This window comes from Paenibacillus curdlanolyticus YK9 (assembly GCF_000179615.1).
Classification (GTDB): domain Bacteria; phylum Bacillota; class Bacilli; order Paenibacillales; family Paenibacillaceae; genus Paenibacillus_T; species Paenibacillus_T curdlanolyticus.
In genome coordinates this window covers 54,653-80,957 of the sequence record NZ_AEDD01000015.1, presented here as the reverse complement: position 1 = coordinate 80,957, position 26,305 = coordinate 54,653, and the positions used below count along the sequence as shown (strand labels likewise).

25 protein-coding genes and 3 pseudogenes are annotated in these 26,305 nt (G+C 53.5%); 13 read left to right on the top strand and 15 right to left on the bottom strand.

Annotation, left to right across the window (positions count from 1 at the left end; all coding sequences use genetic code 11):
* Positions 1–338: 338 nt before the first annotated feature.
* Positions 339–791 carry a hypothetical protein gene (locus tag PAECUDRAFT_RS23210; RefSeq protein ID WP_006040613.1) on the bottom strand — a complete coding sequence of 151 codons (453 nt, stop codon included), beginning with the start codon at positions 789–791 and terminating at the stop codon, positions 339–341.
* A 78-nt stretch (positions 792–869) separates the two neighbouring features.
* Positions 870–1,541: a hypothetical protein gene (locus tag PAECUDRAFT_RS23205; RefSeq protein WP_006040612.1), complete on the bottom strand. Its 672-nt coding sequence runs from the start codon at positions 1,539–1,541 to the stop codon at positions 870–872.
* 264 nt (positions 1,542–1,805) lie between these two features.
* Between PAECUDRAFT_RS23205 and PAECUDRAFT_RS23200 the strand changes: the two genes are divergently transcribed.
* From PAECUDRAFT_RS23200 to PAECUDRAFT_RS23190, 3 genes are all read left to right on the top strand, one after another.
* Positions 1,806–2,231, top strand: coding sequence for a DUF1641 domain-containing protein (locus PAECUDRAFT_RS23200; protein ID WP_006040611.1), 426 nt, complete (start codon positions 1,806–1,808; stop codon positions 2,229–2,231).
* A gap of 37 nt (positions 2,232–2,268) precedes the next feature.
* Positions 2,269–3,450 carry an NAD(P)/FAD-dependent oxidoreductase gene (locus PAECUDRAFT_RS23195; RefSeq protein WP_006040610.1) on the top strand — a complete coding sequence of 394 codons (1,182 nt, stop codon included), beginning with the start codon at positions 2,269–2,271 and terminating at the stop codon, positions 3,448–3,450.
* Between the two features lie 153 nt (positions 3,451–3,603).
* Positions 3,604–4,518, top strand: coding sequence for a collagen-like domain-containing protein (locus PAECUDRAFT_RS23190; RefSeq protein ID WP_006040609.1), 915 nt, complete (start codon positions 3,604–3,606; stop codon positions 4,516–4,518).
* A gap of 79 nt (positions 4,519–4,597) precedes the next feature.
* On the opposite strand, the pseudogene PAECUDRAFT_RS25435 reads toward PAECUDRAFT_RS23190, so the two are convergent.
* The 4 genes and pseudogenes from PAECUDRAFT_RS25435 to PAECUDRAFT_RS23175 all read right to left on the bottom strand — a co-directional run.
* A pseudogene (locus PAECUDRAFT_RS25435) lies at positions 4,598–4,720 on the bottom strand (IS3 family transposase); the annotation flags it as partial.
* Between the two features lie 326 nt (positions 4,721–5,046).
* Positions 5,047–6,402 (bottom strand): polysaccharide deacetylase family protein, encoded by a 1,356-nt coding sequence (locus PAECUDRAFT_RS23185; RefSeq protein ID WP_006040607.1) that lies wholly within the window; start codon positions 6,400–6,402, stop codon positions 5,047–5,049.
* 47 nt (positions 6,403–6,449) lie between these two features.
* Positions 6,450–7,166, bottom strand: coding sequence for a hypothetical protein (locus tag PAECUDRAFT_RS23180; RefSeq protein WP_006040606.1), 717 nt, complete (start codon positions 7,164–7,166; stop codon positions 6,450–6,452).
* 229 nt (positions 7,167–7,395) lie between these two features.
* Positions 7,396–8,328 carry an aminoglycoside phosphotransferase family protein gene (locus PAECUDRAFT_RS23175; protein WP_006040605.1) on the bottom strand — a complete coding sequence of 311 codons (933 nt, stop codon included), beginning with the start codon at positions 8,326–8,328 and terminating at the stop codon, positions 7,396–7,398.
* Positions 8,329–8,549: 221 nt separating this feature from the next.
* Between PAECUDRAFT_RS23175 and PAECUDRAFT_RS25810 the strand changes: the two genes are divergently transcribed.
* Positions 8,550–9,092: a hypothetical protein gene (locus PAECUDRAFT_RS25810; RefSeq protein ID WP_006040604.1), complete on the top strand. Its 543-nt coding sequence runs from the start codon at positions 8,550–8,552 to the stop codon at positions 9,090–9,092.
* On the opposite strand, the gene PAECUDRAFT_RS23170 is transcribed toward PAECUDRAFT_RS25810, so the two are convergent.
* The gene (locus PAECUDRAFT_RS23170; RefSeq protein WP_006040603.1) at positions 9,032–9,913 is read right to left on the bottom strand and encodes a TetR/AcrR family transcriptional regulator; all 882 of its coding nucleotides are present in this window, start codon (positions 9,911–9,913) and stop codon (positions 9,032–9,034) included. The two genes, PAECUDRAFT_RS25810 and PAECUDRAFT_RS23170, sit on opposite strands and share 61 nt — an antisense overlap.
* Before the next feature lie 171 nt (positions 9,914–10,084).
* On the opposite strand from PAECUDRAFT_RS23170, the gene PAECUDRAFT_RS23165 reads away from it, so the two are divergent.
* The 3 genes from PAECUDRAFT_RS23165 (at position 10,085) to PAECUDRAFT_RS23155 (ending at position 12,668) form a co-directional block, all read left to right on the top strand.
* Positions 10,085–10,843, top strand: coding sequence for an MBL fold metallo-hydrolase (locus PAECUDRAFT_RS23165; protein WP_006040602.1), 759 nt, complete (start codon positions 10,085–10,087; stop codon positions 10,841–10,843).
* A 5-nt stretch (positions 10,844–10,848) separates the two neighbouring features.
* A complete protein-coding gene (locus PAECUDRAFT_RS23160; RefSeq protein ID WP_006040601.1) occupies positions 10,849–12,003 on the top strand; it encodes an AbrB family transcriptional regulator in 1,155 nt (384 codons plus the stop codon).
* A gap of 227 nt (positions 12,004–12,230) precedes the next feature.
* Positions 12,231–12,668, top strand: coding sequence for a MarR family winged helix-turn-helix transcriptional regulator (locus PAECUDRAFT_RS23155; protein WP_006040600.1), 438 nt, complete (start codon positions 12,231–12,233; stop codon positions 12,666–12,668).
* 84 nt (positions 12,669–12,752) lie between these two features.
* Here PAECUDRAFT_RS23155 and PAECUDRAFT_RS23150 read toward each other — a convergent pair whose 3' ends face one another.
* Both PAECUDRAFT_RS23150 and PAECUDRAFT_RS23145 read right to left on the bottom strand, forming a co-directional pair.
* On the bottom strand, positions 12,753–13,208 hold the full coding sequence (locus PAECUDRAFT_RS23150; RefSeq protein WP_006040599.1) for a CBS domain-containing protein: 456 nt from the start codon (positions 13,206–13,208) through the stop codon (positions 12,753–12,755).
* Positions 13,209–13,324: 116 nt separating this feature from the next.
* Positions 13,325–14,698 carry an aldehyde dehydrogenase gene (locus tag PAECUDRAFT_RS23145; protein ID WP_040714073.1) on the bottom strand — a complete coding sequence of 458 codons (1,374 nt, stop codon included), beginning with the start codon at positions 14,696–14,698 and terminating at the stop codon, positions 13,325–13,327.
* Between the two features lie 66 nt (positions 14,699–14,764).
* Between PAECUDRAFT_RS23145 and PAECUDRAFT_RS23140 the strand changes: the two genes are divergently transcribed.
* Entirely contained in the window at positions 14,765–15,439 is a 675-nt protein-coding gene (locus tag PAECUDRAFT_RS23140) for a lysoplasmalogenase (RefSeq protein WP_006040597.1), read from the top strand.
* Positions 15,440–15,515: 76 nt separating this feature from the next.
* Here PAECUDRAFT_RS23140 and rlmN read toward each other — a convergent pair whose 3' ends face one another.
* From rlmN to PAECUDRAFT_RS23125, 3 genes are all read right to left on the bottom strand, one after another.
* Positions 15,516–16,589 (bottom strand): 23S rRNA (adenine(2503)-C(2))-methyltransferase RlmN, encoded by a 1,074-nt coding sequence (gene rlmN, locus PAECUDRAFT_RS23135; RefSeq protein WP_006040596.1) that lies wholly within the window; start codon positions 16,587–16,589, stop codon positions 15,516–15,518.
* A gap of 200 nt (positions 16,590–16,789) precedes the next feature.
* Positions 16,790–18,022, bottom strand: coding sequence for an MFS transporter (locus tag PAECUDRAFT_RS23130; RefSeq protein ID WP_006040595.1), 1,233 nt, complete (start codon positions 18,020–18,022; stop codon positions 16,790–16,792).
* A gap of 6 nt (positions 18,023–18,028) precedes the next feature.
* A complete protein-coding gene (locus PAECUDRAFT_RS23125; protein ID WP_006040594.1) occupies positions 18,029–18,469 on the bottom strand; it encodes a MerR family transcriptional regulator in 441 nt (146 codons plus the stop codon).
* 336 nt (positions 18,470–18,805) lie between these two features.
* Between PAECUDRAFT_RS23125 and PAECUDRAFT_RS23120 the strand changes: the two genes are divergently transcribed.
* The gene (locus tag PAECUDRAFT_RS23120) at positions 18,806–19,924 is read left to right on the top strand and encodes an IS110 family RNA-guided transposase (RefSeq protein ID WP_006036924.1); all 1,119 of its coding nucleotides are present in this window, start codon (positions 18,806–18,808) and stop codon (positions 19,922–19,924) included.
* 436 nt (positions 19,925–20,360) lie between these two features.
* Here PAECUDRAFT_RS23120 and PAECUDRAFT_RS23115 read toward each other — a convergent pair whose 3' ends face one another.
* The 3 genes and pseudogenes from PAECUDRAFT_RS23115 to PAECUDRAFT_RS25585 form a co-directional block, all read right to left on the bottom strand.
* A complete protein-coding gene (locus tag PAECUDRAFT_RS23115) occupies positions 20,361–20,636 on the bottom strand; it encodes a hypothetical protein (protein WP_006040593.1) in 276 nt (91 codons plus the stop codon).
* 110 nt (positions 20,637–20,746) lie between these two features.
* Complete coding sequence (locus PAECUDRAFT_RS23110; RefSeq protein WP_006040592.1) at positions 20,747–20,980, bottom strand: hypothetical protein; 234 nt, start codon at positions 20,978–20,980, stop codon at positions 20,747–20,749.
* A 115-nt stretch (positions 20,981–21,095) separates the two neighbouring features.
* Positions 21,096–21,314 (bottom strand): annotated as a pseudogene (locus PAECUDRAFT_RS25585) (SDR family oxidoreductase); the annotation flags it as partial.
* Positions 21,315–22,241: 927 nt separating this feature from the next.
* On the opposite strand from PAECUDRAFT_RS25585, the gene ilvB reads away from it, so the two are divergent.
* From ilvB to PAECUDRAFT_RS23090, 4 genes and pseudogenes are all read left to right on the top strand, one after another.
* Positions 22,242–23,990, top strand: coding sequence for a biosynthetic-type acetolactate synthase large subunit (gene ilvB / locus PAECUDRAFT_RS23105; RefSeq protein WP_006040591.1), 1,749 nt, complete (start codon positions 22,242–22,244; stop codon positions 23,988–23,990).
* A pseudogene (ilvN, locus tag PAECUDRAFT_RS23100) lies at positions 23,990–24,472 on the top strand (acetolactate synthase small subunit); the annotation flags it as partial. The gene ilvB and the pseudogene ilvN, both read left to right, overlap by 1 nt.
* Before the next feature lie 152 nt (positions 24,473–24,624).
* Positions 24,625–25,239, top strand: coding sequence for a Crp/Fnr family transcriptional regulator (locus tag PAECUDRAFT_RS23095; protein ID WP_006040589.1), 615 nt, complete (start codon positions 24,625–24,627; stop codon positions 25,237–25,239).
* Positions 25,240–25,293: 54 nt separating this feature from the next.
* Complete coding sequence (locus tag PAECUDRAFT_RS23090; protein ID WP_006040588.1) at positions 25,294–26,034, top strand: SDR family oxidoreductase; 741 nt, start codon at positions 25,294–25,296, stop codon at positions 26,032–26,034.
* Positions 26,035–26,305 lie beyond the last annotated feature (271 nt).

Sequence of the window (26,305 nt, the reverse complement as noted above, 5' to 3'; positions counted from 1 at the left end):
CATGCCCCTCCACCCGCTCTTTTGTCCTTATTATAAAGTATGCTCGGCATAAAGGCATCCAGACGATCGGTTATACTTTATCCACCAAAAAAACAAGCCCGCACACCTCTTGAGGTATGCGGACTTGGACTTTCAAAACCTCCGCGTTACAAATTCTCTTCTACATCGAATTCGTAATTCGACAGTTTAAATTGTCCGTCGCGGTACGACACGTCTGCTTGCAAGTGACCAACATATTGCGGCGTTGCGATCTTCTCGAACATAACACCGACAATGAGACAAAAAAGCTCACCGCCTACTGCACGATGAACTTTATATTAGCGTTGCCGCTCGCTCCGCTATCGCATGCGCCGAATGCGGACCAAATTTTTCTGCAGCACCGTACCGCCTGTCTGCGGCGTGAAGGGCGTGTTGCTTACGCCGAACACGTTAGTTACCAGATTGCGGTCGGCCAGCCGCGTAATGCGAACTTCATATTTGAACTGAACATTCGAAACATCCGCGTACAAAAAATCCGAACGGTTCGCCCCTAGCCACAATGTGCAGCTGCGCGTCTCGCAAGGAAATACGGGCAACGCGACTGGCGTGCCGCTGGACCAGTCATACACGCGAACGGTGACGCTGCGGCTAAACGCGCTGAGATTCACAGCATCGACGAGCGCGAACTGCGTGCCCGGCGGGCGCCGCAGGATGCCAGTTGTGTACGTGGCGAGCGTTGTGGCGGTTCGTCTTCGTTTTGGCTGGCATTTGGACGAATAGCTGCGCTTGTCGGATGCTTTTGAGCTAATCAATCGATTCAGTCCTCCTGTAATTTGACGAGATGCTACAGCAAATGCAGGAGGACGAATCGTTGCTTGTACTTTACATGCTTAATTGTTGAACGCCTTCGGGAACTGCTTCATAATGCCTGCGGACAAAACGTCTGCCAGCATAATGAGGTGATCTTCCCCTTTATCCGTAGCAAGAATGTCGGCTGCCCAATCCTTCTTCAGCCTTGCCCCAACGATCTCTGTAATGAGCTCCAAATGCTTGTACAAAATATCCTTCAGCTGATTCTCCGGCCAGTTCGGATTGATGCTGCTCCAGAATCGCGCGATATCGTCCGCATTGCGATACCATTCCTTGTTGGCTGCAGCCAGCTCCGCTTGATTGCCCGCTTTGGCAGCTGCTAGCACTTTGCCAGCCAGCAAAATGTGCTCCTGCAGCAGCGTTGCCAGCTTATTGCCCGCCGCCTCGCCATAGTACGGCTTAAAGGCATTCCCGATATCCTGCTGGTTGCGGAGCAATCGAGCCAGCACTTGCTCCTGATCCTCCAGACCCGCGATCGCGCTAATGATGTAATACTTCGTCCACTCCGCATGATCGATCCAGAGCCGGCGCATGTCGCAGGTGAGCTTTACTTTGCTGGTCGTCCAGCCCGAATGGGTCTGATGCGCAACGGGCTTCTCCGCAGACGCTGCGCTTACCGCTGCGGGAGAGATGACAGTTGTTGCCAACAAGCAAGCCATTGCAAGTCGAGTGAATCGATTAACCATGAACATTTGTTCTCCTTTTGCACGTAGAATTATCGAATTTCGGATATATTGTGGACGTTTTCATCGATTTCATTCCATTCCCAGCAATAAATCGCTTACATTCGAGTTAAAAAAATTAAATTGTTTTTTATTTCGGTGCAAAAAGGTGTAGAATAGAATCAATAGGTCAAACCCGATTAGGTTCATACGTGTGGTGTATTGTGAAAAATGTTACAACCCTTAATCGAGACCACAGCCTAGGAAACTTCAACGCAAAGGAGGACGTTCTCTATGTCTCAAACAGCTCAACAAGAGGTGGCAGTAGGCCTCGCACAAGAAGCTAAATCGTTAGACGTGCTTGATCAATTGACGAAGCCGGAGATCCAACAATCCCTGACTGTATTGGTGGAAAACCTGCCGAAGCTTGCCGAAATGGTTACGATGATGACGAAAGCTTATGATTTCGCATATGGCGTAGCAACGGACAAAGTACTTATTAACGATTTTGCACAAGGTATTGGCGAGTTCGTCAAACCGGTTCAAGAAAAAGCAAAAGGCATCGCAGCAGCAGCAATCGAAGCAGGAGATCGCGCACAAGCGGATACTTCGACGGTTGGCCTGTTCGGCATGCTCAAAATGCTGAAGGACCCGGAAGTACAAAAAACGCTTCGCTTCGCTCAGGCTTTCCTGAACGTAATGGCTGAACGGAAAAACTAACACCAACTGTACGGTTGAGTAAGAATGGAGGATGGACATGTCGAAACAAATTTTGATCCTGGGCGGCGGTTATGGCGGCGTCCTCGCAGCTATGACAGCGCGCAAGCACCTGACGCCTGCGGAAGCTAGCATCACGATCGTTAACCGTTTCCCGACTCACCAAATCATTACCGAGCTTCACCGTCTTGCAGGAGGCACTATTGCAGAGGGCGCCGTAGCGTTGCCGCTGAATAAGCTTCTGGGCAGCAAAGACATCAACATCGTTGTAGATACGGTTAAGGACATCAAGCCTAACGAGAAGCAAGTGATTCTTGAGAGCGGCGCTGTCCACAAATATGACGCGCTCGTCGTAGCCCTAGGCAGCGAAACGAACTACTTCGGCATCCCGGGCTTGGAAGAGAACAGCCTCGTGCTGAAGTCGGTTGCAGATGCAAACCGCATTCGCAACCATGTGGAAGCGCGTCTAGACGCTTACAAAAAATCGGGCAACAAAGCTGACGCAACGATCGTTGTTGGCGGCGGCGGCCTGACTGGCGTTGAGCTCGTTGGCGAATTCGCTGACAAGCTGCCAGAAGTTTGCCGTGCCAAAGGCATCGACTTCAACGACATTAAGCTGTACTGCGTAGAAGCTGGCCCTGCTGTATTGCCGATCTTCCCTAAAGTGCTGATCGACCGTGCAATGGAGAGCTTGACGAAACGCGGCGTTAACTTCATCACTGGCGTAGCAATCACGGAAGCAACGAAAACATCCGTATCGCTCAAAAATGGTGAAACGATCGAGTCCAGCACGATTATCTGGACTGGCGGCGTTAAAGGCAATCCGGTTGTCGGCAGCTGCGGACTCGCAGAAGACCGCGGCCGTTCGACAGTAACGTCGACGCTGCAATCGACGTCCCACTCGGATGTATTCCTCGCAGGCGACTGCGCGGTTGTATTCCCAGAGGGCAGCGAGCGTCCTTACCCGCCGACAGCACAGCTGGCTTGGCAAATGGGCGAAGTTGTCGGCTTCAACCTGTCCGTTATGTTCAAAGGCGGCACGATGGATAAATTCGTACCCGTATTCTCCGGTACGCTGGGCAGCCTCGGCCGTAAAGACGGCGTAGGCACAATCGGCGGTAACGCAACGCAGCTCAAAGGCTTGCCTGCTACGCTGATGAAAGAAGCAAGTAACATTCGTTACCTGTCGCACATCCACGGCATGTTCGCACTTGCTCACTAATATTGATTCCTTCATAAAGAAGGCGCCAGTGATCCGATCACTGGCGCCTTTTTATGTTTATTTTAGCTCCCTAAAATATTTATTGACGTTAATTTTCAACTATTCTATGATACCAGAGGTAAATATTCGTATTTAAGGACGGTGTTCAAGTACATGTATGTGAATAAAAAAGCATTTATTATCATTGCAGCTGTTATTATTCTTTGCTTATCTGGCATTGGCGTATATGCAGCAACAAGCCAGCCAGTGACCACGACGCAAGTGCTCCAAGCCTGCGTTAAGAAAGATGGCTCGATGCGGCTGCTGCTTCCGACAGCAACCAAAGCTTCATCGTCTGCCGATTCGAAAAAACAAGAACCGGCCAAGCCTTCTTGCGCCAAAACAGAGCAGCTGATCTCGTGGAATGTTGTTGGACCTAAAGGGGACGCTGGAGCAGCCGGGGCAACTGGCGCCAAAGGAACGAAAGGCGACACAGGTGCGGTGGGTGCAACTGGCGCTACAGGAGCAAAAGGCGATACAGGTGCTGCAGGCGCAACTGGCGCTACAGGAACAAAAGGCGATACCGGCGCTGCTGGACCGCAAGGGCCACAGGGTATTCAAGGCGAAACTGGCCCGGTTGGACCGCAAGGCCAGCCAGGAATGATTGGTCCAATCGGACCTCAAGGTCAACAAGGCATCCCAGGTCAGCCCGGGGCGATTGGCCCTGTTGGCCCCGCTGGTCCCGCTGGCCCGGATGGAGCCCCAGGCGCGACTGGACCAGCAGGTCCTCAAGGGCCTCAGGGCATTCAAGGCGAGCCGGGGCCCGGCGTTACAACATTCACTGGTGTAATCAAAGAGGATGGCACCGTGCTTGCTGGTACCGGCGTTACTGCCGCGAAGCAGCCTGATGACAGCATCACCGTTACGTTTCCGGCTTCGTTGCTTGGCTCCGGGTTCTATTACATTCCTTATGTGACGCCAGGCGCAACGGTTAATGGATGGTCCTTTACTGGCGGTGCGCTTACGATCTACGTTACGCCTACTAACGGATACAGCGCATTCGGCGTTACTGCAATGCAGGTTAAATAACACAAAGAGGCTGTCCAAAAGTCATCAAGAGACTTTGAACTGCACCCCGTCAAGTAGACAGGCAAAAAATAAAAGCTAATTAAGCGGCCTTCGTCCTGAACTCCATTGGACTTAGGCCGTTTAGTTTTGCTTGTAGCCGTTCGTGATTGTAAAAGTGAATGTAATCGTCAATAGCCGCTGTATGTTCTTTTTTAGACATGAAAAATGCTCCCTTTACGGCAACACAGGTTTTATTATTTCACCTGTCTACCTTAAGTGGAGCATATCACTTTTAGGGCAGCCTTTCATTTGCTCCACATAGACCTGCTAAGGCAGCTTCGCAGAACGAAGTTTCTTCCTCTTATCTAATTGCTATGCCGTTGCGCTTTGTACAACGAGTAAGGTAGGTTTGGTACGAAATGCAATGAGCAGACTGCTTGCTATTAATCTGATTAATGCACGCACGAACGCCAACCGATGCCGCAGCGCAAACAAAGAGGGTGCCCTTCAGCCATTGTGGCTTCGGGACACCCTTGCAACGTTCATCGCTTATTGAAAAATGACGAATTTCAGCTGTTTCTTCTTTAAGTATTGGATGATTGCAGGCAACGCTTCTACCGTATGCTTCTTCTCATGCAGGACGTATATACCGCCGGATGGATTGATCTTCTCGAAGTACTCAATAATTTCATCGCGCGTATTCGCATCCCAATCCTCCGGATCGCGATTCCACATTAGCACCTTCATCTGCTGATCTTTCACTGCGCCCGCCAATGCATCATTAATTAATCCATATGGAGGCCGGAACACCGTAACCGACTTCGCCCCGTCCTTGTCCAGCTCGCTGTTCGCCTTCGCGATATTCGCTTCGCTGCTTTGCTTGTTCATGCGCGTCAGCTTGCTATGGTCCCAAGAGTGGTTGCCCACGGACATGTTCTGCTTGTACGCATATTCGACAATATCCGGGTATCGCTTCGCGTTGCTCCCAATGAACAAGAACGTCCCCGCCACATCGTTAGCCTTCAGAATTTCAATCAGCTGCTTCGTGTAAACTGACGGTCCATCATCGAACGTCAGTGCCACATAGCCTTTAGGCAAGTCATAGGTGTACTCGTCCGCGGAAAGCTTCATGATACCATATGCGGGCTTCGGCTTGTTCGCCGCCGGCTGTTTCTGCTTCGCAGGCTTAACCGCTGGCTTGCTTTCCGACTGGGCTGCCGGCTTGTTCACCACAGCCAGCTCATTCGCCTGCCGTTTCTCGTCCGGCATCTCAGGCATCTCTCGCAAGAAGCCAGCCGGGGCAAGCCCTACGCCATTCGTCTCGATTTTTGTAATCGTAGGGCCTTGCGTCAGCGGCATCGTCACATTCGAGCTGCTAGCTATCGCTGGATCGTTAAACAGCAAATCGTTCGCCCGAAGGAACAGCAGCAGCAGCATAATCCCAATAACGAGCCATCGCAGTGTCATCGTCCACCGATTCTGACCCAACTGGATGATTCCCACCGCATTGGACTTCCCTGATGCCGACGGCTCCGCCGTTGTCTGCCCTGATCCAGCATTTTCAATGCCCATATCCTTAGGCGAGAAATGTTTTAATTCCTTCAACCGCGACACATAGTCCTCGGAACAAGCAAAATAAAGCGTTTCCCTAAACGTGCCGTTCACGCGGACCAGCGTGCTGTAATAGCTTCGCTGATAAGGGTCCCACTTTGCGTACAGCGAGAGCCGGACACGGTTGCCCAGCGGCTGCAGCAGGGATAGCTGGTCGTACGTATATGTATCTATCTCAAGGACATCGTTGAACACGATTCCATCGTTTCGGGTTATGATAAGCTCCATCTGATAACCAGTGGAGCTTTGCTTGAGCGCTAATAGCTCTATCATCTGGACAGTGTAATTTTCCATGAAGAGGTCCTCGTCTTTCTCCTACCCTCGTGACAAGGACATCGATATTAATCGCCTGCGCGATCGTTCTTGCCTTGCCCAAGCGGCGCGGACATACGACTCGTGAAGTCGCTGATCATATTGGACAAATAATTCTTCTCTTGGCGCATCGATTCGTACTTCTGCTTCATGTGTGAGTTCTCAACTTCGAGTCTTCCGATCTTGTCCTCGAGATCATTAATTTTCTTGGCTTTATCTGACAATGCTTCGTTATGCTTTTGCAGCAAGCTGCCGTATTTCTGCTGCTCCAGATCTATTACGCTCTTCAATTCCTCAATCTCGGCGGTCATCGTGCCTTGCAGCTCCCGATAATCCTCCATCACTTGATCGACCTTGAGGTTTTTCTCCGTCAGCTTTTGCTCAAGCTCAAGAATGTTTTTCTCACGCTCATCGATCACTTTATTGAGGTTCTTAAGATCGCGATTGAGGCGATCGACATGCCCGGCGGAATGCGTCAAACGGTCTTGGAGTTCATAAATGCTCAATTCCGCATGCTGTCTAGCTTGAATAATTTGCTCTACGGCAAATACCAAATCAAGCGATTTCTTATCCATATTCGCTTTGCCTACCGAAGCCATGACGGACTGTACGTCCTCTACAAAAACTTCATCAGCACGTTCTTCGCCTTGACCCTCTAGAGGCTGCGTAGAAGCGTTCGTTTTTTTAAGATTTTGGTCCGCTTGCTTGTCTGTTGTCTCTTTCTTCTTGAAAAAAGGAGAAATCACTTCCTGCTCAACACCTTTTCAGTTAAAATGTCAATAATTGACACACCATGTCGAACTATATCATTACTATTATAGAGGAATTGCCTCCCCGTAAGGTGAGACCTTATGCCTAAATTTAATTAGTTCCAATGACCTAAACCGATTTCTCCGATTTCTCTCTTCCATTTATATCGGTTTTTAGGCGACTTTCTTAGAGATCAACACTCGAATTACGCCGTCAAAAAATGGATTAAAGGCGCTGCAGCAAACTCTTCATATAGTGATCCGTCCGCTCGGCCATGAGCGCATCTGTCAGTCCGGAAACGCCAAGCGCCGTCCAGCCTGGGTAAACGCCAGGTGGGCCATATAAAAAATTGGCCATCGTGATCACATCCCAGTAGGGATCGTAACGAAAACGTTCGCCAGCATGGCGGAGATACGCTTCCAAAAATTGATCTGCCGCAGCCGTGCCAAACAGCAGCGCAAGATTCATCCGGCAATGCCCGACATCCACGCCGGCAGGCCCAATGCACGCATTGACCCAGTCGACTACGCCGCTTATTTTGCCCGCTTCCCATAGCACGTTCGTCGGATGATAGTCGCGGTGAATGAATACGGGGTCAAATGCCGGCCGCGGCCCCCGCACAATTGCTTGAATTTGCGCCCAATCGTTTGTATGCACAGACCAAGTCGGCATTTCCCAAACGGAAACATCTTGGTAGGTAAAATATGCCCACGTTAGGTCATTCGCATCCGTTAAATGGATGCGGGACAGCGCGGCCGCGAGCTCATCCAGCCATTGCGCCTGGTCTATAGGCATCAGGTCGACAGCCCCCGGCAGATGCGACATGAGCACGGCAGGCATGCCAGCCAAGCTGCCCGTCTCATCATAAGCGATCAATTGCGGCGCCGTTGCATCGGTGCGCGATACCCATTCCAGCACAGTGCCCTCATGCCGCGCCAAATCAGGCTCCTGCCGAAGCCAATCCTCGTTATCAAACAGCCGAAGGACAACCCGTACGCTGTCTTCGCCAACGCGAAGCGTCACGCCATACACCGCAGCGGACACCCCGCCTTTCAGCCGATTGGACGCTATCCACTCCGCGCCTTTGCCGATCGATTGCAACACCCATGCTTGCGCCTGCTCCGGCACTACGTTCTCATTTGTTTGGAAGCTGGACATCAGCACTCCTCCTCAGTAATTGAAATAAAACCGTTGCCCCCGACCCTAGCGGGCATGGACAACGGTCTTGATTTGAATGCCGATAGGGCAGGTTTTTATTCTCTATTCCGCCATGCGGCTCGCCTGCGAGCCAATAGGGCAGGTTTTTATTCCCTATTCCGCCATGCGGCTCGCCTGCGAGCCAATAGGGCAGTTTTCTATTCCCTATTCCCTATTCCCTCATGCGGCGCATTCGCGAGCCGATAGAGCAGGTTTTTATTCCCTATTCCCTCATGCGGCGCATTCGCGAGCCAATAGGGCAGTTTTCTATTCCCTATTCCCTCATGCGGCGCATTCGCGAGCCGATAGAGCAGGTTTTGATTCCCTATTCCCTCATGCGGCGCATCCGCGAGCCGATAGAGCAGGTTTTGATTCCCTATTCTCTCATGCGGCGCATCCGCGAGCCGATAGAGCAGTTTTCTATTCCCTATTCCCTCATGCGGCGCATTCGCATGCCAATAGGGCAGGTTTTGATTCCCTATTCCGCCATGTGGCGCATTCGCGAGCCGATAGAGCAGGTTTTTATTCTCTATTCCCTCATGCGGCGCATTCGCGAGCCGATAGAGCAGGTTTTTATTCCCTATTCCCTCATGCGGCGCATCCGCGAGCCGATAGAGCAGGTTTTTATTCCCTATTCTCTCATGCGGCGCATCCGCCGCTTCTCTTACAGCATGTGCTTCAGCTGGCGAATGCTTGGACGAAGCTCCGGCTGCGTGTCCAAATAAGCCATATACACGCGCGTCAGCAGCGAATTCGGCGATTCTTGCTCCAGTTGGGTCTGCAGCAGCCCCGCCACCTCCAGCAGCTCGCCCTTCGAACGCTCCGCCATGTCCAGCCCTTGAATGAAAGCTTGTATCCCTGCGAGCAATTGCAGCAGCACTTGCTGTCGCGATTGCTCGTCCATCGGATTCAGATGATGAAAATAGGCGTTAGCCTCCACGAGCACTGGCTCTGGCGCCGTCTCGATCAGGTCTGTCACGACCGCATCCAGACGAGCGACGATGAAAGCCGCAAGCTCTGCCATCGACAGCGACAGCGTGCGCTGATTCGCGTGGGTTAAGTATTCCGTCAGAACGCCGCGGAATACAGCGACGGCATCCCATATGTAACGCTGGAGCGACGGACCGTACGCTTCCATCAGACAGTCCCGCTGCCAAGCGAGCAGCGTGGCCTTTTTATTTTTCCAAGCCTCTCGAAATCGTTCGTTGTCCTTAATCGGAAGCTCTTTGAAATCAAACAAAAACAGATGATATTCAATAGCGTAATCCATGAGCAGCTCGATCTTGCTCCGCAGCCGTTCCTTCGAATGCAGCTTGTTCGCCGACATCGTACGATCCAGCTCCTCCGCTTGCGCAAATAACAGCTGATGGCATGCGGTGAACGCCTCGGTAAATAAATCTTCCTTAGAATTAAAATGCTTATATATGCTTCCCTTCGCCATCCCGCAAGCTTCTGCAATGTCCTGCATGGATGCGGCAGCGTAGCCTTTATCCCGAAATACGACAATTGCGGTATCTATGATTTTGGCACGTTTCAACTGTTCCATTCGTCAGCACCACCCTACCTCATCTTGCCACGATCAAGTGAGCAGGTCAATGCTGGCTGTTGACACGAAAACTATAAGGTCATATATTGAACTCATGAGTTTTCACCAATCAAATAAGCCTGCACAAGGAGGTGAGCCACGGCTTCGATTAAGAGGCTTTGGCGATTCCAAATGAGAATAGCACCACAAATCGAAATGCTTGAACTTCACGTGTCCGCCGGTGAACGTTCGATGATCTTGAACCCGACCGTCATGATTGACGAAACCGGCTACTGGCTAATCGATACGGGCATGCCCGGCTATTATGAACAAACCCAATCGCTGATCGCGCAAGGGGACATCGATACGCAGCAGCTGAGGCTGCGCGGCATTGTGCTTACCCATCAAGACATCGATCACATCGGCGGTCTCCCGGAATGGCTGGAGAAGCATGCCGCAGACGGACAACTGCCTGTCTATGCACACGAAGGCGATCAATCGGCAATCAATGGCACGACAACACCGATCAAATTCCCGCCGGAGCGGCGCGCGATGCTGCTGCAGGCAATGCCTGCTGCGCTGCGCGAATCGTTCGAACGGACCTTCTCGGGCGAACGCCAAAATGTAACCGACACTATCATCGACGGGCAGACGCTGTCTATCGCCGGAGGGCTGACCGTTATCCATACGCCGGGCCACACGCCAGGCCATGTCTCCTTGTACCACCATGCGAGCAAAACACTTATCGCAGGCGACGCCATGGTCATTGCCGACGGCGTACTGTGCGGCCCGATCCCTGCCATGACGCCGGATCTTACGCTTGCAACCCAATCGTTGTCGCGCTTGGCCGCTTACGACATCGAAACGGTCATCGCTTACCACGGCGGGCGTTATAGCGGACCTGACGTGAACAAGCGTATTGCGGAGCTAGCCGCAGCAGCGCAGGCGTAGCTGCCATGAGCAGCAGCCTGCCATCTACCGAACCCTCTTCGCCGAACGCCCATACCCGCCTCTCGCATCCCGTCGTTCGGCTGCTGTTCACTGCACTGCCTGCCCTCGCGGGCGGGCTTCTGTTCAAGTGGCTGAATATCCCGCTGCCTTGGCTGCTCGGCCCAATGTCCTTCATGCTGGCGGGGACGCGGGCGCTACCGTTCATTAAGCCGTCCTGGCCTGGGCTGCTTCGCAATGGAGCTCTCATTACGATCGGCTACTCCATCGGCTTGTCTTTTACAGTTGAAACATTGGGCCAAATGCGCCATCAGCTGCCGACCATGGTGCTCATGACGACGCTTCTATTGCTGTTCTGCGTGCTGATTGCCGTTATCATATCCAAATTATCCGGCATCTCGTTCCCGACGATACTCATGGGGAGCATCCCGGGCGGATTAAATCAAGTGCTTGTCCTCGCCGAGGATACCAAAGGCATCGACATTACGATCATAACGTTCCTGCAAGTATCCCGCCTGCTTATGATCATTTTCGGCGTGCCGCTGCTTATATTCAGCCCCCTGTTCGGAGCTAGCCATGCTGAAGGGGCGTCTGGCGCAATCGCCGCGGGCAGAGCGGCTGCCGACTGGAGCGGCATGGACGCCCATATCTTGCTGTATGGGGCGATATGCGTCAGCGCTTCGCTCCTTGCGAAGCGTTACCGTTTTCCGTCAGCATTCGTCCTCGCGCCTATGATCGTCACGGCAGCGCTCCACTTGTCCGGCGTCCATGGCCCGGTGCTGCCCTTAAGCGTCCTGAATACTGCGCAGTTTATTATCGGCACCTACGTCGGACTATTGCTGAAGCCTGAGAATTTGACAAACAAGCTGCGTATGGCATCGCTCGCCCTCTTGAGCGGCGTGCTGCTCATGGGCGGCGCCTTCGGCTTAAGCGTGCTGCTCGGGGTACTGCATGACGTGTCGCCGGCGACATCGTTTCTTAGCTTGGCGCCCGGCGGCATGGACCAAATGGGCTTGATCGCGAATGAGGTACACGCCGATCTGTCCATCGTAACTTGTTATCAAGTTTTCCGAACATGGATGATCTACTTCGCCGTTCCGCCGCTGATTCGCTTAACGTTCCGGGCAATCGAACGGCGCGAACGAGCAAAGCAAGCATCCTGATTTTATGGGGGCGTCCAAAAGCCACAATGGCTGAGGGCTCCCCTATTTTGTGCTTAGCGTTGTATTGGAGTTGAGTGCGGACCGCGGTCGGAGAACCCCCGGGACAGGCCGCGCACACCTTTCTCGTTGTACAAAGTATAACGGCAGGGCAAAGCTGTCCCCAGCAATGTTAAAACGTTGGCCATTGTGCTACGATAGATGCATATTGCACAGTTGGAGGTATGGTTATGTACGATCCATCTATCGAAACGATTGAGCTTGAGATGGCATTGCTCTTGCGCCGAATCACGTTCTTATCCAATCGGAAACTGGGCAATCTGGATCGGTCCGCTTATTTGCTGCTGCATTACATTGCCGCCCATGGTCCCGCAGGTGTTAAAGCAATGGCGGACGGGCTTCATCTCGATATTTCGACCGTTAGTCGACAAGCTGCCGCCCTCGAGCAAAAAGGGTACGTCTACAAGGTTCAGGACCCGAATGATCGCAGGTCCTATGAGCTGCATAAGACGGAGCTTGGCAATCAAATGCTGGCGCAATTCAAAGAAATACGGCTGAATTTTATCCAGAATATGCTGAGCGAGTGGCCCGAGGAAGACCGCGAGCGGTTCGGCGAGCTGCTCGGCAAGTTTAACCAATCGTTTCTCGATGCCATTCCACAGGAATAAGCATCCGCTTCAACAGCAAAACCGCAGGCCCGTGGGCCTGCGGTTTTTATTTTAGATAACGCTGCGCGTTGCCGTTCTTATCGATTAAAGCAGGCTCTTGAACGCATGCCGGATCACGTTGCCGCGGCTAATGATGCCGACGAGCACGCCCTTGCGGACAACCGGCACTTTCTTGATCTGCTTGTTTCCGAGCGTCGCTGCAATAGTCTCCACCTCGTCGTCCCATTGCGCAGTCTCGATTTTTTTCTTCGCAATCGTCATGACGTTCAGGTTCAACAAATGCTTCGCCCGTTCCTCGAACTCCTCGTTGTCGCCTTTGACTACCGCCAAATAATAAAACCAATCAATCACATAATCCTTATGCTTGCCAATGTAACGCATAATATCGCCGTCGCTCACGTAACCGACAATTTCATTGCGCTCATTCACGACTGGAACACCGCTGATGCCATGGGCAATGAACTTCTCGATGACCGAGCGTACCTTATCAGTTTCTTTTACTTTGTACACTTGGCTGTTCATGATCTCATGCGCTTGCATGTGTCATTCCCCCTCATGTAGCGAATAAGGTAAACAAGCTATATTTGTATTATACAACTACGCGTTTGACATTTCAATTGAAAGCGCTTTAATAATAGTGCCATTTCCGTCTTTTTCTACCTCAGCAGCCTGCGAATAATCGCCAATCCGCGCCGAGACGTCGGGTATCGGAACGGAATGTCAAACCGCGTCGTCTGATGCAGCACGCTCTTCTGATGCGAGAAAGTGAAGAAAGAATTTGCCCCGTGATACCGGCCTATTCCGCTGTCTCCCACACCGCCAACCGGCAAATACGGCGAAGCAAAATGAAGCAGCGTATCATTCACACAGCCCCCGCCGAACGAGAGACGCTGCAGCACTTCGCGCTGCTGCACGCGGCTATTGCTGAACAGATACAACGCCAGCGGCTTTGGTCGCTCAAGCACCGCATCGTACACCTCGCCAATCGATTTATACGACAGCAGCGGTAGAATCGGGCCGAAAATCTCCTCCTGCATAACCGGCGACTGCCAATTTACCCCTTCAAGCACCGTCGGCGCAATGCACCGCTGCTCGGGATCCACCTGCCCGCCAACAACGGGATGACCATTGGACAAAAAGCTCGCCAATCGCGCAAAATGCCTATCGCTAATGATATGCGTGTAATCGGGATTATGAAGCGGCTCCTGGCCATAAAGCTCCTGAATGGCTTGCGCCAAGTGCGCCACGAATTGCTCCCTTACCTCGCGATGTACATACACGTAATCAGGCGCAACGCATGTCTGCCCGGCATTCGTGAATTTGCCGAATGCGATCCGCTTTGCAGCTAACGCAAGATCTGCATCCTTATGTACAATACATGGGCTCTTGCCGCCCAGCTCAAGCGTCACCGGCGTGAGCTGGCTTGCAGCAGCCGTCATGACAGCCCGTCCGATTTTTACGCTGCCGGTAAAAAAGATATAGTCCAGCTTCTCCGCGAGCAGCGTGGTGCTCACTTCCGCGCCCCCCAGCACCGCTGTCGCCCATTCCGGCTCGAATGCCTCGCCTATGATAGCCGCCAGCGCCTCCGCCACATTCGGCGCCAGCTCCGAGGGCTTCAAGATGACCGTATTGCCGGCCGCAACCGCGCCGATCAACGGCAGCAGCGAGAGCTGCACCGGGTAATTCCAAGGCGCAATGATGAGCGCAACACCGTAAGGCTCCGCCATAATATAGCTTCTGCTTCCCAAATGCGTTAGCGGCGTTCGCACCCGCTTCGGCTTCATCCAGCGTTTTAACCGCTTCAGCGTATGGTTAATCTCGTGATAAACGAGTCCGATTTCGGTCGAGTAGGCCTCCAGCTCCGATTTGTTCAGATCCTGCTTCAATGCATGCAGTAGCGCCGGCTCATGCCGCTTAAGGGCCGCCTTTAATTCGCGCAGCCGATGCTGCCGTTCTTCAAAATAGCGCGTTCGCCCGGAAGCAAATAACTGCCTCTGATGCTCCAGCAATTCATAGATTTGCACATTCATCGTTCCTTTCTAGAAGGTTCGTGATAGAATGATACCATATGCCATCTTTCACCAAGGAGCGATACGATGACACTGAAGTTCGCATTGCCTGCACTCATCTTACTTACGAGCGCGCTTTATATGTTCATCATTCCTGCTGAGCCGCATGCGGTTAAGCTTTTATTCAAATTAATTCCAATGTGGCTAATGATCTCCTATGCCTACTTAAATAGTCCAGATAATAGCAACCGCTTTCACTGGTTTACCCAGATCGGTCTGATCTTCTGCATGTTAGGTGACGGCCTACTGGGATGGTTCGTAATTGGCCTATCTGCGTTTCTAATCGGACACTTGTTCTACATGAGCGGCTTCTTGGGCCAATGGCGTTTCTCCAAGCTTCGGGCAGCTACCTTGATCCCAATAGCGGCATATGCCGTATTCATGAGTACACAGCTCGTCCAGTCGCTTATTCAAGATAACAAACAGGAGCTCATCATTCCGGTCCTGCTCTACATAACCGTCATCGGGCTTATGACATGGTCGGCAATCATGACGGGCCGACTTTGGGCGACAGTAGGCGCGGTTTTGTTCATGATATCGGACTCGTTCCTGAGCTGGAACCTGTTCGTCTCCGAGATCCAGTATGCTGGAACGCTCATTATGACCACCTATTATACCGCGCAATTTTGCATTGCCCGAAATCTCCGTCCGCTGCCTGTTGAGACGAATGAGTCCATTGAATCTCCTACGGTTGCCGGCTAGCACGCTAGCCGCGCTATTCCAACGCGCAACGTCCCGCTATCTCTCAGACGAGGGAGTGCGGGACGTTGTTGCATGCTTATGCTTCTCTAGCGGACCGAATTTGCTTGCTTCGCAGCTGGCCGCAGGCGGCATCAATGTCCGTGCCGTGCTCAAGGCGAACGCTGCAGCTGACGCCTTGTTTTTTCAACGTGTCATAAAACTCGCGAATCGAATCCTGCTCGCTTCGCTGGTACTGGCTGTGCTCATCTACCGGATTGTACGGAATGAGATTGACGTTCGCAAGGCTTCGACGCTCGCCGACAAGCTCTGCCAGCTCCAGCGCATGCTCCTTGCGGTCATTCACGTCCTTGAGCAGTATATATTCCAGCGTAATCCGGCGGTTCGTCTTCGCCAAATAGTAATCGATCGCTTCCATCAGCTTCGCAATCGGAATCGCACGGTTAATCTTCATAATGCGCGTACGCAGCTCATCGTTAGGCGCATGCAGCGAGATTGCCAGATTCACCTGCAGGTTGGAATCGGTAAACTCGTAAATTTTGTTCGCCAGCCCGCTGGTCGACACTGTAATATGCCGCGGCCCAATCGCCAGCCCCTTATGATCCTTCACCACATTGATAAAGTCGACCATATTCGCGAAGTTGTCGAACGGCTCGCCAATGCCCATCACGACGATATGCGTCACCCGCTCGCCCTGCCCCGCCTGATCGAGATGCAGCTGCACCTTCATGATCTGCCCAACGATCTCGCCGCTCGTCAAATCTCGGCTCTTCGCCAGCAGCCCGCTTGCGCAGAAGCTGCAGCCGATGTTGCAGCCGACCTGTGTCGTCACGCACACCGATAAACCGAACTTATGCCGCATAAGCACCGTCTCGATCAAGTTGCCGTCCGTCAAACGGAGTAGAAACTTGATCGTCCCGTCGGTCGACTCCTGCTTGGTATGCTCTTCTAGCGTCGTTATTGCAAAATGCTCTGCAAGCAGCGCAATGCAATCCGGATTAACATCCGTCATCGCCGCATAGTCAGTTACCCGCTTCCTGTAAAGCCATTCCCAAACCTGCGTCGCTCGAAACTTCTTATGTCCTCGCTCCAGCAGCCATGCGGCAAGCTGGTCCTGCGTTAATCCATAAATGGATGGTAGGTTTGTCATCATCTGTCGATCCTCTTTTCACAATTCACAATCGCCAATGCAATCCTCGGCCTGTTTCAATCGCTCTCTCTATTGTCCCAGAACTGGTCTAGGAACACAAGAGAGGTTGCACCCACTATTCCATTTAATCCCAAATATAAAATCCCCTTCGCCAGTCATCAGACTGAGGAAGGGGACGAGACTGCACTTCACTTCGGCCCGCTTTAGTGGCCCTCTGCTTCATCAACATGCTTCAGATGCTTGCGGTTTGCCCACAAATAAATGACCGAGAGCATAACGCATACGCCGCCGACCGTGAATGGCACATGCGGGTTAAACCATTCCGCCAGCTTTCCTGCGAGATACGGCGCAATGGCGCCGCCGATAAAGCGCAGGAAGCTGTATGCGGCCGATGCCGTCGAACGCTCGACTGGCGCTGCATTCATGACCGCCGTCGTGATGAGCGTATTGTTGTTGCCAAGGAACGCGCCTGCCAGAATGACCATGCAAATGACGACTGTTTTGTCCGTCGTCCATTGCGCCATCACGAACAGCGTCAACGCGAACAAAAAGAGCATAAGGCACATCGACGTCAACGTGCCGAACCGTTTCTGCAGCTTAGGCGCCATGAAGACCGACGTGATTGCCAGCAGCAGTCCCCAGCCGAGGAATACGAAGCCTAATCCATGCTCATCAAGGCCCAAATGGCCGAGCACGAGCGCCGCATAGACGAGCAAGGTGAAAAAGCCGAAGTTATACAGGAACGCCGCGATGCCGAATGTGCGAAGCGCACGATGTTTCAGCGCGCGGAATGGATCTGCGAGCGATGTTTTGCGTGCCGACTTATTCGCCTTCGGCGATGGCATAAGGACGATCAAAAGGATGAATGCTAGAAGCATGAGTATCGCTACGCCGAAGAATGGGCCGCGCCATGAGATGGAGCCAAGCTCGCCGCCAAGCAGCGGGCCAACGGAGATCCCGAGGCCTACGGCCGTTTCGAACAAAATAATCGATTTTGCAACGCCTGTCCGTGACAGCGACACGATTGCCGCTAATGCAGTGGCGACGAACAAAGCATTGCCAAGCCCCCAGCCGCCGCGCAGCAGTACGAGCGCCGTAATGCTATTCGAATTGCCGCCGAGCGCGGCGAAGACCGCAATGATGACAACGCCGAGGACGAGCGTCCATTTGGCGCCAAGTCGGGAAGAAATAACGCCGGTAATCAGCATGGCGACGGCCATAACGGCGTTATAGCTCGTGAAGAGCAGCGTCACGTCGCTGGACGAGGCATGCAGCTTTTTCGCGATGGACGGCAAGATCGGATCGACTAATCCGAGGCCCATGAACGCGATGATGCTGGCAAAGGCGATTGCCCATACCGCGATCGGCTGGTTGAACATGCTCGTATTCGGTTGTAATGGCGTGGGTTGAGATTGGGTTTTAGACGGGGACTGCATAGTTGTTCAAACTCCTTCATTTGGTGTGTGTTCTTGATCGAGGGCGATGCATACGCGTTGATAGATCTGACCGATATCGCGGCGAAACTGCGTCATTTTCTCCAGCTTCTCATCGAGCATCTGCAGCTGCTTTTCGATCATTGGCCGGGTCTTCTCCAGTTGGCGCCGCTTCTCTGCTTTGTCTACGGTTTGGCCATAGGCCTTCTTGTAATCCTGAAGCTCTTCGCGAATCGCGACGAACGCTTGAATCTCTTGCAGCGAGGAACCGAGAATATCGCGGGCATTCACGATCTGCTTCAGCCGATCGATATGCTCCTGCGTGTACAACCGCATCCCGCCATCCGTTCGAGACGGAGGGGGCATGAGCCCCAGCTCCTCGTAATACCGAATCGTTCGTTTCGTCAGGCCCGATGCCTTCGAAACCTCGTCAATCTTGTATGGGCCCATTGCGCCTCGACCTCCAATGCTGTTTCCGTATCGTAGTATCGCGACTTCCTTATACTATTCCAAACCTAACGTTCACGTCAACGTTAACTTTTGGGCGCAATAGTCGATGCAAAAAAAGGGTGGTCCGAAGCATAAGCTTGGGATCACCCTTTTACATTTTGAAATTCTAACGGACCAAGCAGCCCTTATTCGACCACAATTATGCACATTTGCGCGCTAGCTATGATGAACGTAAATAAGTAACAGCTCTCCGTATTTGCTTCAGGTCGTAGGTTAAAAATGGATAGTGTGAAAACCACCATTTTCAGAGCTACAAGCAAAAGGAGAGCTGTTACTATGCATTCTGCCACAAAATACATCGGTTTAGATGTGTCCAAAGAAAAAATTTCTGTTGCTATTGCTGACGAGGGAAGAGAAGCGCCTCGTTACTACGGAACCGTTGCGCATACCCCGGCTGCCCTTCGAAAACTAATCAAAGAGTTAGGTCCGGCGGGAAGCCTTTCGTTTTGTTACGAGGCTGGGCCGACTGGCTACGAAACCTATCGCTGGATTGAAACAATGGGCGCTAGCTGTGTCGTCATTGCTCCCTCTCTCATCCCGAAACGACCAGGCGATCACATTAAAACCGATCGTCGAGACGCGGTGCAACTCGCTCGACTATTCCGTGCAGGAGAACTGACGCCTATTCATGTTCCATCGCGTGACAGCGAAGCGTTGCGAGACCTTGTTCGTACTCGTGAAGCTGCGAAAGAAGACAAGCACCGCGCTGCACAACGCATTTTGAAGTTTTTGCTTCGTCACCAGATCCATCCGCCCGTAACGATAAAACGTCGGTGGACCAAAAAGTATCGGGAGTGGCTTGGACAGCTTACTTTTGAACAAGAGGCGCTGCAATTTTGCTTTACTGAGATGCTGCATGCCCTCGAAGAAATTGAACAACGCATGGCGCGAATTGAAAAAGCACTATTCCAATTAGGCACCCAAGGCCCTCATGCGTCAATTATTCAGGCCTTGCAGTCCCTGCGCGGCGTCGCTTTGCTTACGGCAATTACAATCGCCGCCGAGATTGACTCGTTTGAGCGCTTCCGGTCACCTGCGCAATTAATGGCCTATTTAGGCTTAGTTCCGCGCGAACACTCGACAGGGCAAAGTGTAAAAAGAGGAGGCATGACAAGAGCCGGCAACCCTCATTTAAGGCGAGCCTTGGTAGAGTCTGCCTGGAGTTACCGTCACCGCCCATCGGTAAAAGGGGAATTGGCAAAACGGTTAGATGGCATGCCGCCCAACTTGCAACTGCTGTCCTGGAAAGCGCAAGAGAGATTGCATAAGAAGTATCGCCGGCTTGTTTTTGGAATGAATAAGCACAAAAATGTGGCAATTGGAGCAGTCGCTCGTGAATTGGCTGGTTTTATATGGGCGGCCGCTCGCACCTGTGACCAAACAAATTTAGCCTAGTTCTAGGCTGTATTCAAACACGCCAGAAAGAAAAACAATCTCGAGCACTAGGCCCGGGAGCAAACGAAGGTTCAAGAGAGAATCCACGTGGTCCGTTTGCACTAAGTTGAAAAACTGAACGTGCGTTGCTAGCTTGTGATCGCTCTCTTTGACGAAGGCATAAAATGTGGTAACCAACCCACGGATAGCAGCGTGCCAACCGTCGCTCGCATATTTGCTCCCGCGCTTAGTGCTTGAGAAACTGCATGGAAATACTGGAGAATTGACTAAAACGTTCATAGCAACGGACCGAACAGCCGCTATTCGGCCAATATCGTCCTCACGAAGCAACAAAATGGCTAAATAGCGGCTGTGGAGTCCGTTACAGTTGCAACGGACACTTTTAGAGGTGAATAGCGACTCTGAGGTCCGTTAGAAAAAAGAGACCTGTCCGCGCTTAGTGGAGCTTCAGGGCACGACCCTTGTCGTCCATCACGAACTTGCCTTTACGAACCGTATCGCCCTTAAGCATAATCAGAATGCGCGCGTTCGGATCCGAGCTGTCGACTTCCGTCTTCCAGCCCTCGGTGTTGAGCAGTGCCAGCACTTGCTCAAGATCCATGTCTTTATAGCCGTAAAAGCCGCTCAAGCCCGCCCATTCCTTCAACTGCACCGTCACCCGGTGGTCAAGCTTGCTCACGCCTGCAACGCGTTTGTTTTTCGTTCTAGCCATTGTCACGTTCTCCTCTGCGATTAGCCCCCGTATGGGCCGCTAATAGTTGCTGCTCCTGAGATCATAGCATGTTTGAGGGGAGCCGTCTATTCGACTTGGCGGACATGCCGTTATCGGAACATGCTGACATAAACAACAGCTAGGACAAACGAAAGCATCAGTCCAAGAAAGGCGTAACCGAAGTAGCGAACTGGCGCGGGCATTGCGCTAAAATCAGCACTTTGGGCGTTCCCGCCGCCCTCGATGATTTGCATCGGCAGTAGGCCCTCGTCTACATATGGCGACTGCAGCTGCATAGGCTCATACGCTTGCTGCGTTTCATGAACCTTGTTATTCACACTCATGCGCTTCCTCCTTGCGAGTAATATTTCAAGCAGGACATGATGGATGGATTCTTCAAAATATGGGATTTATATCTAAATCCAGCATACTATATTGCCACTCGGGAGCCAAGCTAATTTACACCGCCGTATACCCGCCATCGACGAGCAGCGTGGTGCCGGTAATGAACGATGTATCCTCGCTTGCAAGGAATAGCACGGCCTTGCCAACCTCCTCCGGCCTGCCCAGCCGTCCCATCGGATGCAGGCTGATGAGATGCTGATTCACCGCTTCGCTGCGCCCTTGGATCATCGGCGTGTCGATGTAGCCCGGGCAAATCGCGTTGACGCGAATGCCTCATAAACACCTGTTCATCTTTTGCCAACTGGCGCATATATATGTGCGAGAAGCCATTTTTGGCCTGCACGCTTCCCGTCTGGTCCGGAAAAATCGCATTATATGTAGACTTCCTATTTTTTCAAATGCCTGCTTTGCAAGTGAGATGAACTGTGCTATCATGAGTGAAATTCAAAATGAATCATGTTAAAAAAGCGCAGATGAGAATGAAAGTGCAAGGGCTCTTATGTCCAGAGAGCGAGGGAAACGCTGCAACCTTCGCCATAACCCCCTGTATGATGTCCTCTCGGAGCTTTCATCCGAACGCCTGACGAATCGCTTATGCAATCGCGGGAGCTGGCAAGTAGGCTTGAACGAAGTGGCACCCGTTACCGTGCCGTGACAAGGCAATGCGCCAAGCATTCCCTTGCCCACAAGGCTGATCGCCGCAAGGCATCAGCGAATCAGGGTGGTACCGCGAAAATCTAACCCCTTTCGTCCCTTCGTCCCGGCAGTCGTCTGCCGGAACGGGATGAGAGGGGTTTTGTGCATTCATATGCCATGCGATGATGAGAATAAAAGTGTGCGGGCTCTTGCGCCCAGAGAGCGAAGGAACTGCTGCGACCTTCGCCGTAATCCCGCCATGATGTCGTCTCGGAGCTTTCTAGCGGAACGCCGATCGGACAGAGCCAGCAGGTGCCATGCGCCGCTGCCCTTCCCGAGTTGCAAAATTCGGCCAGTATGCCAGAACGGTCATGCGCCCGTTATCGCGCGGAGACAAGGCAGCTTGCGCTCGCCTTGCCTCCTGAGGCTGGACATCGCAGGATGCCAGCGAATCAGGGTGGTACCACGATAAGCTAACCCCTTTCGTCCCTTCGTACTCGGCACATGCTGCCGGTATGGGATGAAAGGGGTTATTTTGCCATTACACGCGAGGAGGAAGCATCGATGACAACAAGTACGAACGCGAATGCAACGACAAATTTGGAGGGCAAGCACGTGGACCCGGCTATCGTGACCGGCTCGGAAGCGCTGCTGCGCAGCCTATTGCAGGAGGGAGTCGACTGTGTCTTCGGCTACCCTGGCGGCAATGTTTTGTACATCTACGACGCAATGGTCGGTAACCCCGACTTCAAGCATATGCTAACGCGCCATGAGCAAGGGGCGATCCATGCGGCAGACGGCTACGCCCGCTCCACTGGCAAGGTTGGCGTCTGCATCGCCACCTCCGGGCCAGGCGCGACCAACCTTGTCACCGGCATCGCTACCGCGTACATGGACTCGGTTCCGATGGTCGTCATTACAGGCAACGTACCGACAACCGTTATGGGCACAGACGCATTTCAGGAAGCGGATATCGTAAGCATCACCATGCCGATTACGAAGCACAGCTATCTCGTTCGCGACGTTCGGGACCTGCCGCGAATCGTGCATGAGGCGTTCCATCTCGCAAGCACGGGCCGCCAAGGCCCGGTGCTCATCGACATCCCGAAGGACATCTCAAACCATACGTTTGCTTACGAACCGTGCACCTCGATTGCGCTGCAAGGCTACCCGCCCACGCCAGCTCCTGACCTTATGCAGATCGAGCGGCTGTTGGAGGCTATCGCACAAGCGGAACGGCCTGTCATTCTTGCAGGAGGGGGCGTCGTCTACTCCGGCGCTGCGCAAGAGTTAATGGCGTTCGCAGAGAAAACGCAAATACCGGTAGCCGCTACCCTGCTGGGCCTTGGCGGCTTCCCGAGCGGCCATCCGCTATTCATGGGCATGGGCGGCATGCATGGCGCGTATACGGCGAATACCGCGATCCAGAACGCCGATCTGCTCATCTCGATCGGGGCGCGCTTCGACGACCGAATTACGCTGCGTGTAGCAGGCTTCGCGCCGAAAGCGCGCGTGATCGCCCATCTCGACATCGATCCTGCCGAGATCGGCAAGAACGTAAAGACCGACATCGGCTGCGTCGGAGACATTCGCACCCTGCTGGCGCTGGCGCTTGCGAGCGGCTCGATAAAGCCGTCGCGCTCTGCGGCGTGGCTCGCCGAGATCGAAGCCAATAAGCGCACCCACCCGCTTCGTTACGCCGACTCGGAGACGGAGCTCAAGCCGCAGTACGTGCTTGAGATGATGAGCGAGACAACGCAAGGCGAAGCCATCGTAACGACCGACGTAGGTCAGCATCAGATGTGGGTCGGACAGTTTTATAAATTTACGCGTCCTCGCTCGCTCATTACCTCTGGCGGCCTCGGCACGATGGGCTTCGGCTTCCCCTCCGCTATCGGAGCGCAGGTCGGCAATCCCGATCGGCTCGTGATCTCGGTGAACGGCGACGGCGGCTTCCAAATGTGCGCGCAGGAGCTCGCGGTTTGTGCCATTCATAACCTGCCGGTCAAGATCGTTATCCTGAACAATCAGGTGCTGGGCATGGTGAAGCAGCAGCAGGAGCTGATGTATGAGCAGCGATTCGTCCATATCGACCTGCAAGGAAGTCCGGATTTCGTGAAGCTGGCGGGCGCATATGGCGTAAAAGGGCTGCGAGCTTCGACGAAGGAGGAGGCACGGCGCGTATGGCAGGAAGCGCTCGACACGCCAGGACCTGTGCTGATCGAATTCGTTATTCCGAAGGAAGAAAACGTATATCCGATGGTGCTCCCAGGCACCAACTTAGATCAAATGATTGAGGGGGAAAATCTATGATGAAGCAGCAACTAGCGACGCATACGATTGCCGTGCTTGTGCAGGATCAGCCCGGCGTGCTGCAGCGGGTGTCCGGCTTGTTCGGCCGCCGCGGCTTCAATATCAACAGCATTACGGTTGGCTCTAGCGAGGAGCCCGGCTTGTCGCGGATGATTATTACGACGAGTGGCGATGACGCAATGATCGAGCAGATTCAAAAGCAGCTCTATAAGCTGATCGACGTCATTCAAGTCAGGGTAATCAGCGCCAGCCCCATGGTTGCCCGCGAGCTCGCGCTGATCAATGTATCGGCGCTGCCCGCGCAGCGTCCCGAGATTATGGGCGTCGTTGATACGTTCCGAGCATCGGTCATCGATATCGGACCGTCGAGCATCATCATCCAAGCCGTAGGCGATAGCGACAAAGTCGAAGCGATGATCGAGCTTCTGAAGCCTTACGGCATTCGAGAGGTGTCACGCACCGGAACGACGGCGATGCTGCGCGAGGGCCAGCAGCTGCGGATGGAAGAACGCCAGCGTCAGCCACGGGCACAGGAGCAGCTGCCTCGGACGCGGGAGCAGTCGCCGCAGCAAACATCCCAGATGCAGCCAAATGCGCAAGCGCCTCAGACGACAAGCGCAGAGCGGTCGCTCGCATGACGTTCGGCGGCGGCGGACCTATTGACGCCGTTGGCGAAGCCGCATTGCGCGCCGCGCTCCAGCGCATCGCGCCGATTCCCGATGCCCAGTGGGCATCGTTCCGGTCGATCGCTTCGCGGCAATCCATCGCGAAGCAGGTGCATTGGCTGCAGGCGGGCGAGCCCGCGCGGCTCATCGGCTTCTGCACGAGCGGCCTGTTCCGCATGTACTACGCCACGCCATCTGGCGAAGAGTACAATAAAAGCTTTTGCGGCACGGCCGATTTCATCGCTTCGTACAGCTCGCTGCTGCTGGACGCGCCAGCCTTTTTCTCCATTCAAGCGCTTGCCGACAGCGAGCTGCTCGTGTTCCGCTACAGCGAATTTCGATCCCTCTTCGACAAGCATCCCTGCTGGGAACGGATTGGGCGGGTGTTGATTGAGCAGCTGTATATCAAAAAAGAAACGCGCGAGCGCGAGCTGCTCATCCTATCCGCCGAAGCGCGCTACCGGCAGTTCCTCGACCATTACGGCCCTTTGGCAGCGGCCATTCCGCAATATCATATCGCCTCTTATCTGGGCATTACGCCGGTTGCGCTGAGCCGAATTCGCCGACGCATAAACTTAGGTTAATGCGTCGCCTCCCTTCCTCCCTTACAGTTAGACCTAAGAGAGGAGTGGAAGGGATTGAAATTAGCTGGCCATACCATACTCATTACGGGCGGCGCGTCCGGCATCGGGCTAGCGCTGACAGAAGCATTCGCGCAGCGCGGCAATCGCGTCATTGTCGTTGGGCGCGATGAACGCAAACTCAATCAGCTTACAGAGCGACTTCCCGACACAGCTGCGATCGTGTGCGACTTGGGCGTCGAGCAGCAGGTAGATGAGCTTGTTGCGCGACTAGCTGCCGATTTTCCCGAGCTGAATGTACTCATCAACAACGCGGGCATTCAGCATATCGACGACTGGACGACAGATTCAGCGGCGTGCCTCTCGCCGCGCATCGCCCGCGAGATCGCAGTGAATCTAACGACGCCTGCCCAGCTCACCGCCAAGCTGCTTCCGCTGCTGTCGCGCCATGAAGAAGCTGCCGTCGTCAATGTCTCCTCCGGCCTCGGACTCGTGCCGAAGCAGTCCGCCCCCATCTATTGCGCGACGAAAGCGGCGATACACAGCTTCAGCATCGCGCTGCGTTATCAGCTCGAGCCGACCAGCGTCCGCGTCTTCGAGATCATTCCGCCTGTCGTCGACACCGAGATGACAAGGGGACGCGGGCGCGGCAAAATAACGCCCGAGGCGCTAGCCGCCTCGTTTATGAGAAGCTGGCAGCGCAACCGGTATGAGGTGCCGATTGGCAAGGTGAAGCTGCTGAAGGCGCTGAACCGGCTGGTGCCGGCTCTGGCGGCGAATATTTTGCGAAAAGGGTAACAAATAAAGGCGGTGCAGCATACGCTGCACCGCCTTTCGACCTCGCCCCCACGGCAACGGCTATCGCCGTCAGCGTCACCGCCGTTGCACTCTATACAATGGCATCAACGCGAGAGCGGCTATCGTGGGCTGTCGTTGCAATTCGTGCAACGGCATATACGTTGAAACCGCCTATTCCGCCTGCTCCCTGCTAAGCCGCCACTTTATCGTTGTACAGAATGCATTGGTACGCCATTAATCAACGGCAGCGGCACTTTCTCATTGCACAAAC

Coding starts and splice junctions, on each gene's coding strand:
- PAECUDRAFT_RS23145 (WP_040714073.1), bottom strand. CDS start 14,698: ATGAATGTGCAAATCTATGAATTGCTGGAGCATCAGAGGCAGTTATTT.
- PAECUDRAFT_RS23200 (WP_006040611.1), top strand. CDS start 1,806: ATGTCTCAAACAGCTCAACAAGAGGTGGCAGTAGGCCTCGCACAAGAA.
- PAECUDRAFT_RS23205 (WP_006040612.1), bottom strand. CDS start 1,541: ATGTTCATGGTTAATCGATTCACTCGACTTGCAATGGCTTGCTTGTTG.
- PAECUDRAFT_RS23110 (WP_006040592.1), bottom strand. CDS start 20,980: ATGAGTGTGAATAACAAGGTTCATGAAACGCAGCAAGCGTATGAGCCT.
- PAECUDRAFT_RS23195 (WP_006040610.1), top strand. CDS start 2,269: ATGTCGAAACAAATTTTGATCCTGGGCGGCGGTTATGGCGGCGTCCTC.
- PAECUDRAFT_RS23125 (WP_006040594.1), bottom strand. CDS start 18,469: ATGGGCCCATACAAGATTGACGAGGTTTCGAAGGCATCGGGCCTGACG.
- PAECUDRAFT_RS23140 (WP_006040597.1), top strand. CDS start 14,765: ATGACACTGAAGTTCGCATTGCCTGCACTCATCTTACTTACGAGCGCG.
- PAECUDRAFT_RS23120 (WP_006036924.1), top strand. CDS start 18,806: ATGCATTCTGCCACAAAATACATCGGTTTAGATGTGTCCAAAGAAAAA.
- PAECUDRAFT_RS23190 (WP_006040609.1), top strand. CDS start 3,604: ATGTATGTGAATAAAAAAGCATTTATTATCATTGCAGCTGTTATTATT.
- PAECUDRAFT_RS23150 (WP_006040599.1), bottom strand. CDS start 13,208: ATGCAAGCGCATGAGATCATGAACAGCCAAGTGTACAAAGTAAAAGAA.
- PAECUDRAFT_RS25810 (WP_006040604.1), top strand. CDS start 8,550: ATGCGGCGCATTCGCGAGCCGATAGAGCAGGTTTTTATTCCCTATTCC.
- PAECUDRAFT_RS23095 (WP_006040589.1), top strand. CDS start 24,625: ATGACGTTCGGCGGCGGCGGACCTATTGACGCCGTTGGCGAAGCCGCA.
- ilvB (WP_006040591.1), top strand. CDS start 22,242: ATGACAACAAGTACGAACGCGAATGCAACGACAAATTTGGAGGGCAAG.
- PAECUDRAFT_RS23170 (WP_006040603.1), bottom strand. CDS start 9,913: ATGGAACAGTTGAAACGTGCCAAAATCATAGATACCGCAATTGTCGTA.
- PAECUDRAFT_RS23160 (WP_006040601.1), top strand. CDS start 10,849: ATGAGCAGCAGCCTGCCATCTACCGAACCCTCTTCGCCGAACGCCCAT.
- PAECUDRAFT_RS23130 (WP_006040595.1), bottom strand. CDS start 18,022: ATGCAGTCCCCGTCTAAAACCCAATCTCAACCCACGCCATTACAACCG.
- rlmN (WP_006040596.1), bottom strand. CDS start 16,589: ATGATGACAAACCTACCATCCATTTATGGATTAACGCAGGACCAGCTT.
- PAECUDRAFT_RS23185 (WP_006040607.1), bottom strand. CDS start 6,402: ATGGAAAATTACACTGTCCAGATGATAGAGCTATTAGCGCTCAAGCAA.
- PAECUDRAFT_RS23175 (WP_006040605.1), bottom strand. CDS start 8,328: ATGTCCAGCTTCCAAACAAATGAGAACGTAGTGCCGGAGCAGGCGCAA.
- PAECUDRAFT_RS23165 (WP_006040602.1), top strand. CDS start 10,085: ATGAGAATAGCACCACAAATCGAAATGCTTGAACTTCACGTGTCCGCC.
- PAECUDRAFT_RS23155 (WP_006040600.1), top strand. CDS start 12,231: ATGTACGATCCATCTATCGAAACGATTGAGCTTGAGATGGCATTGCTC.
- PAECUDRAFT_RS23115 (WP_006040593.1), bottom strand. CDS start 20,636: ATGGCTAGAACGAAAAACAAACGCGTTGCAGGCGTGAGCAAGCTTGAC.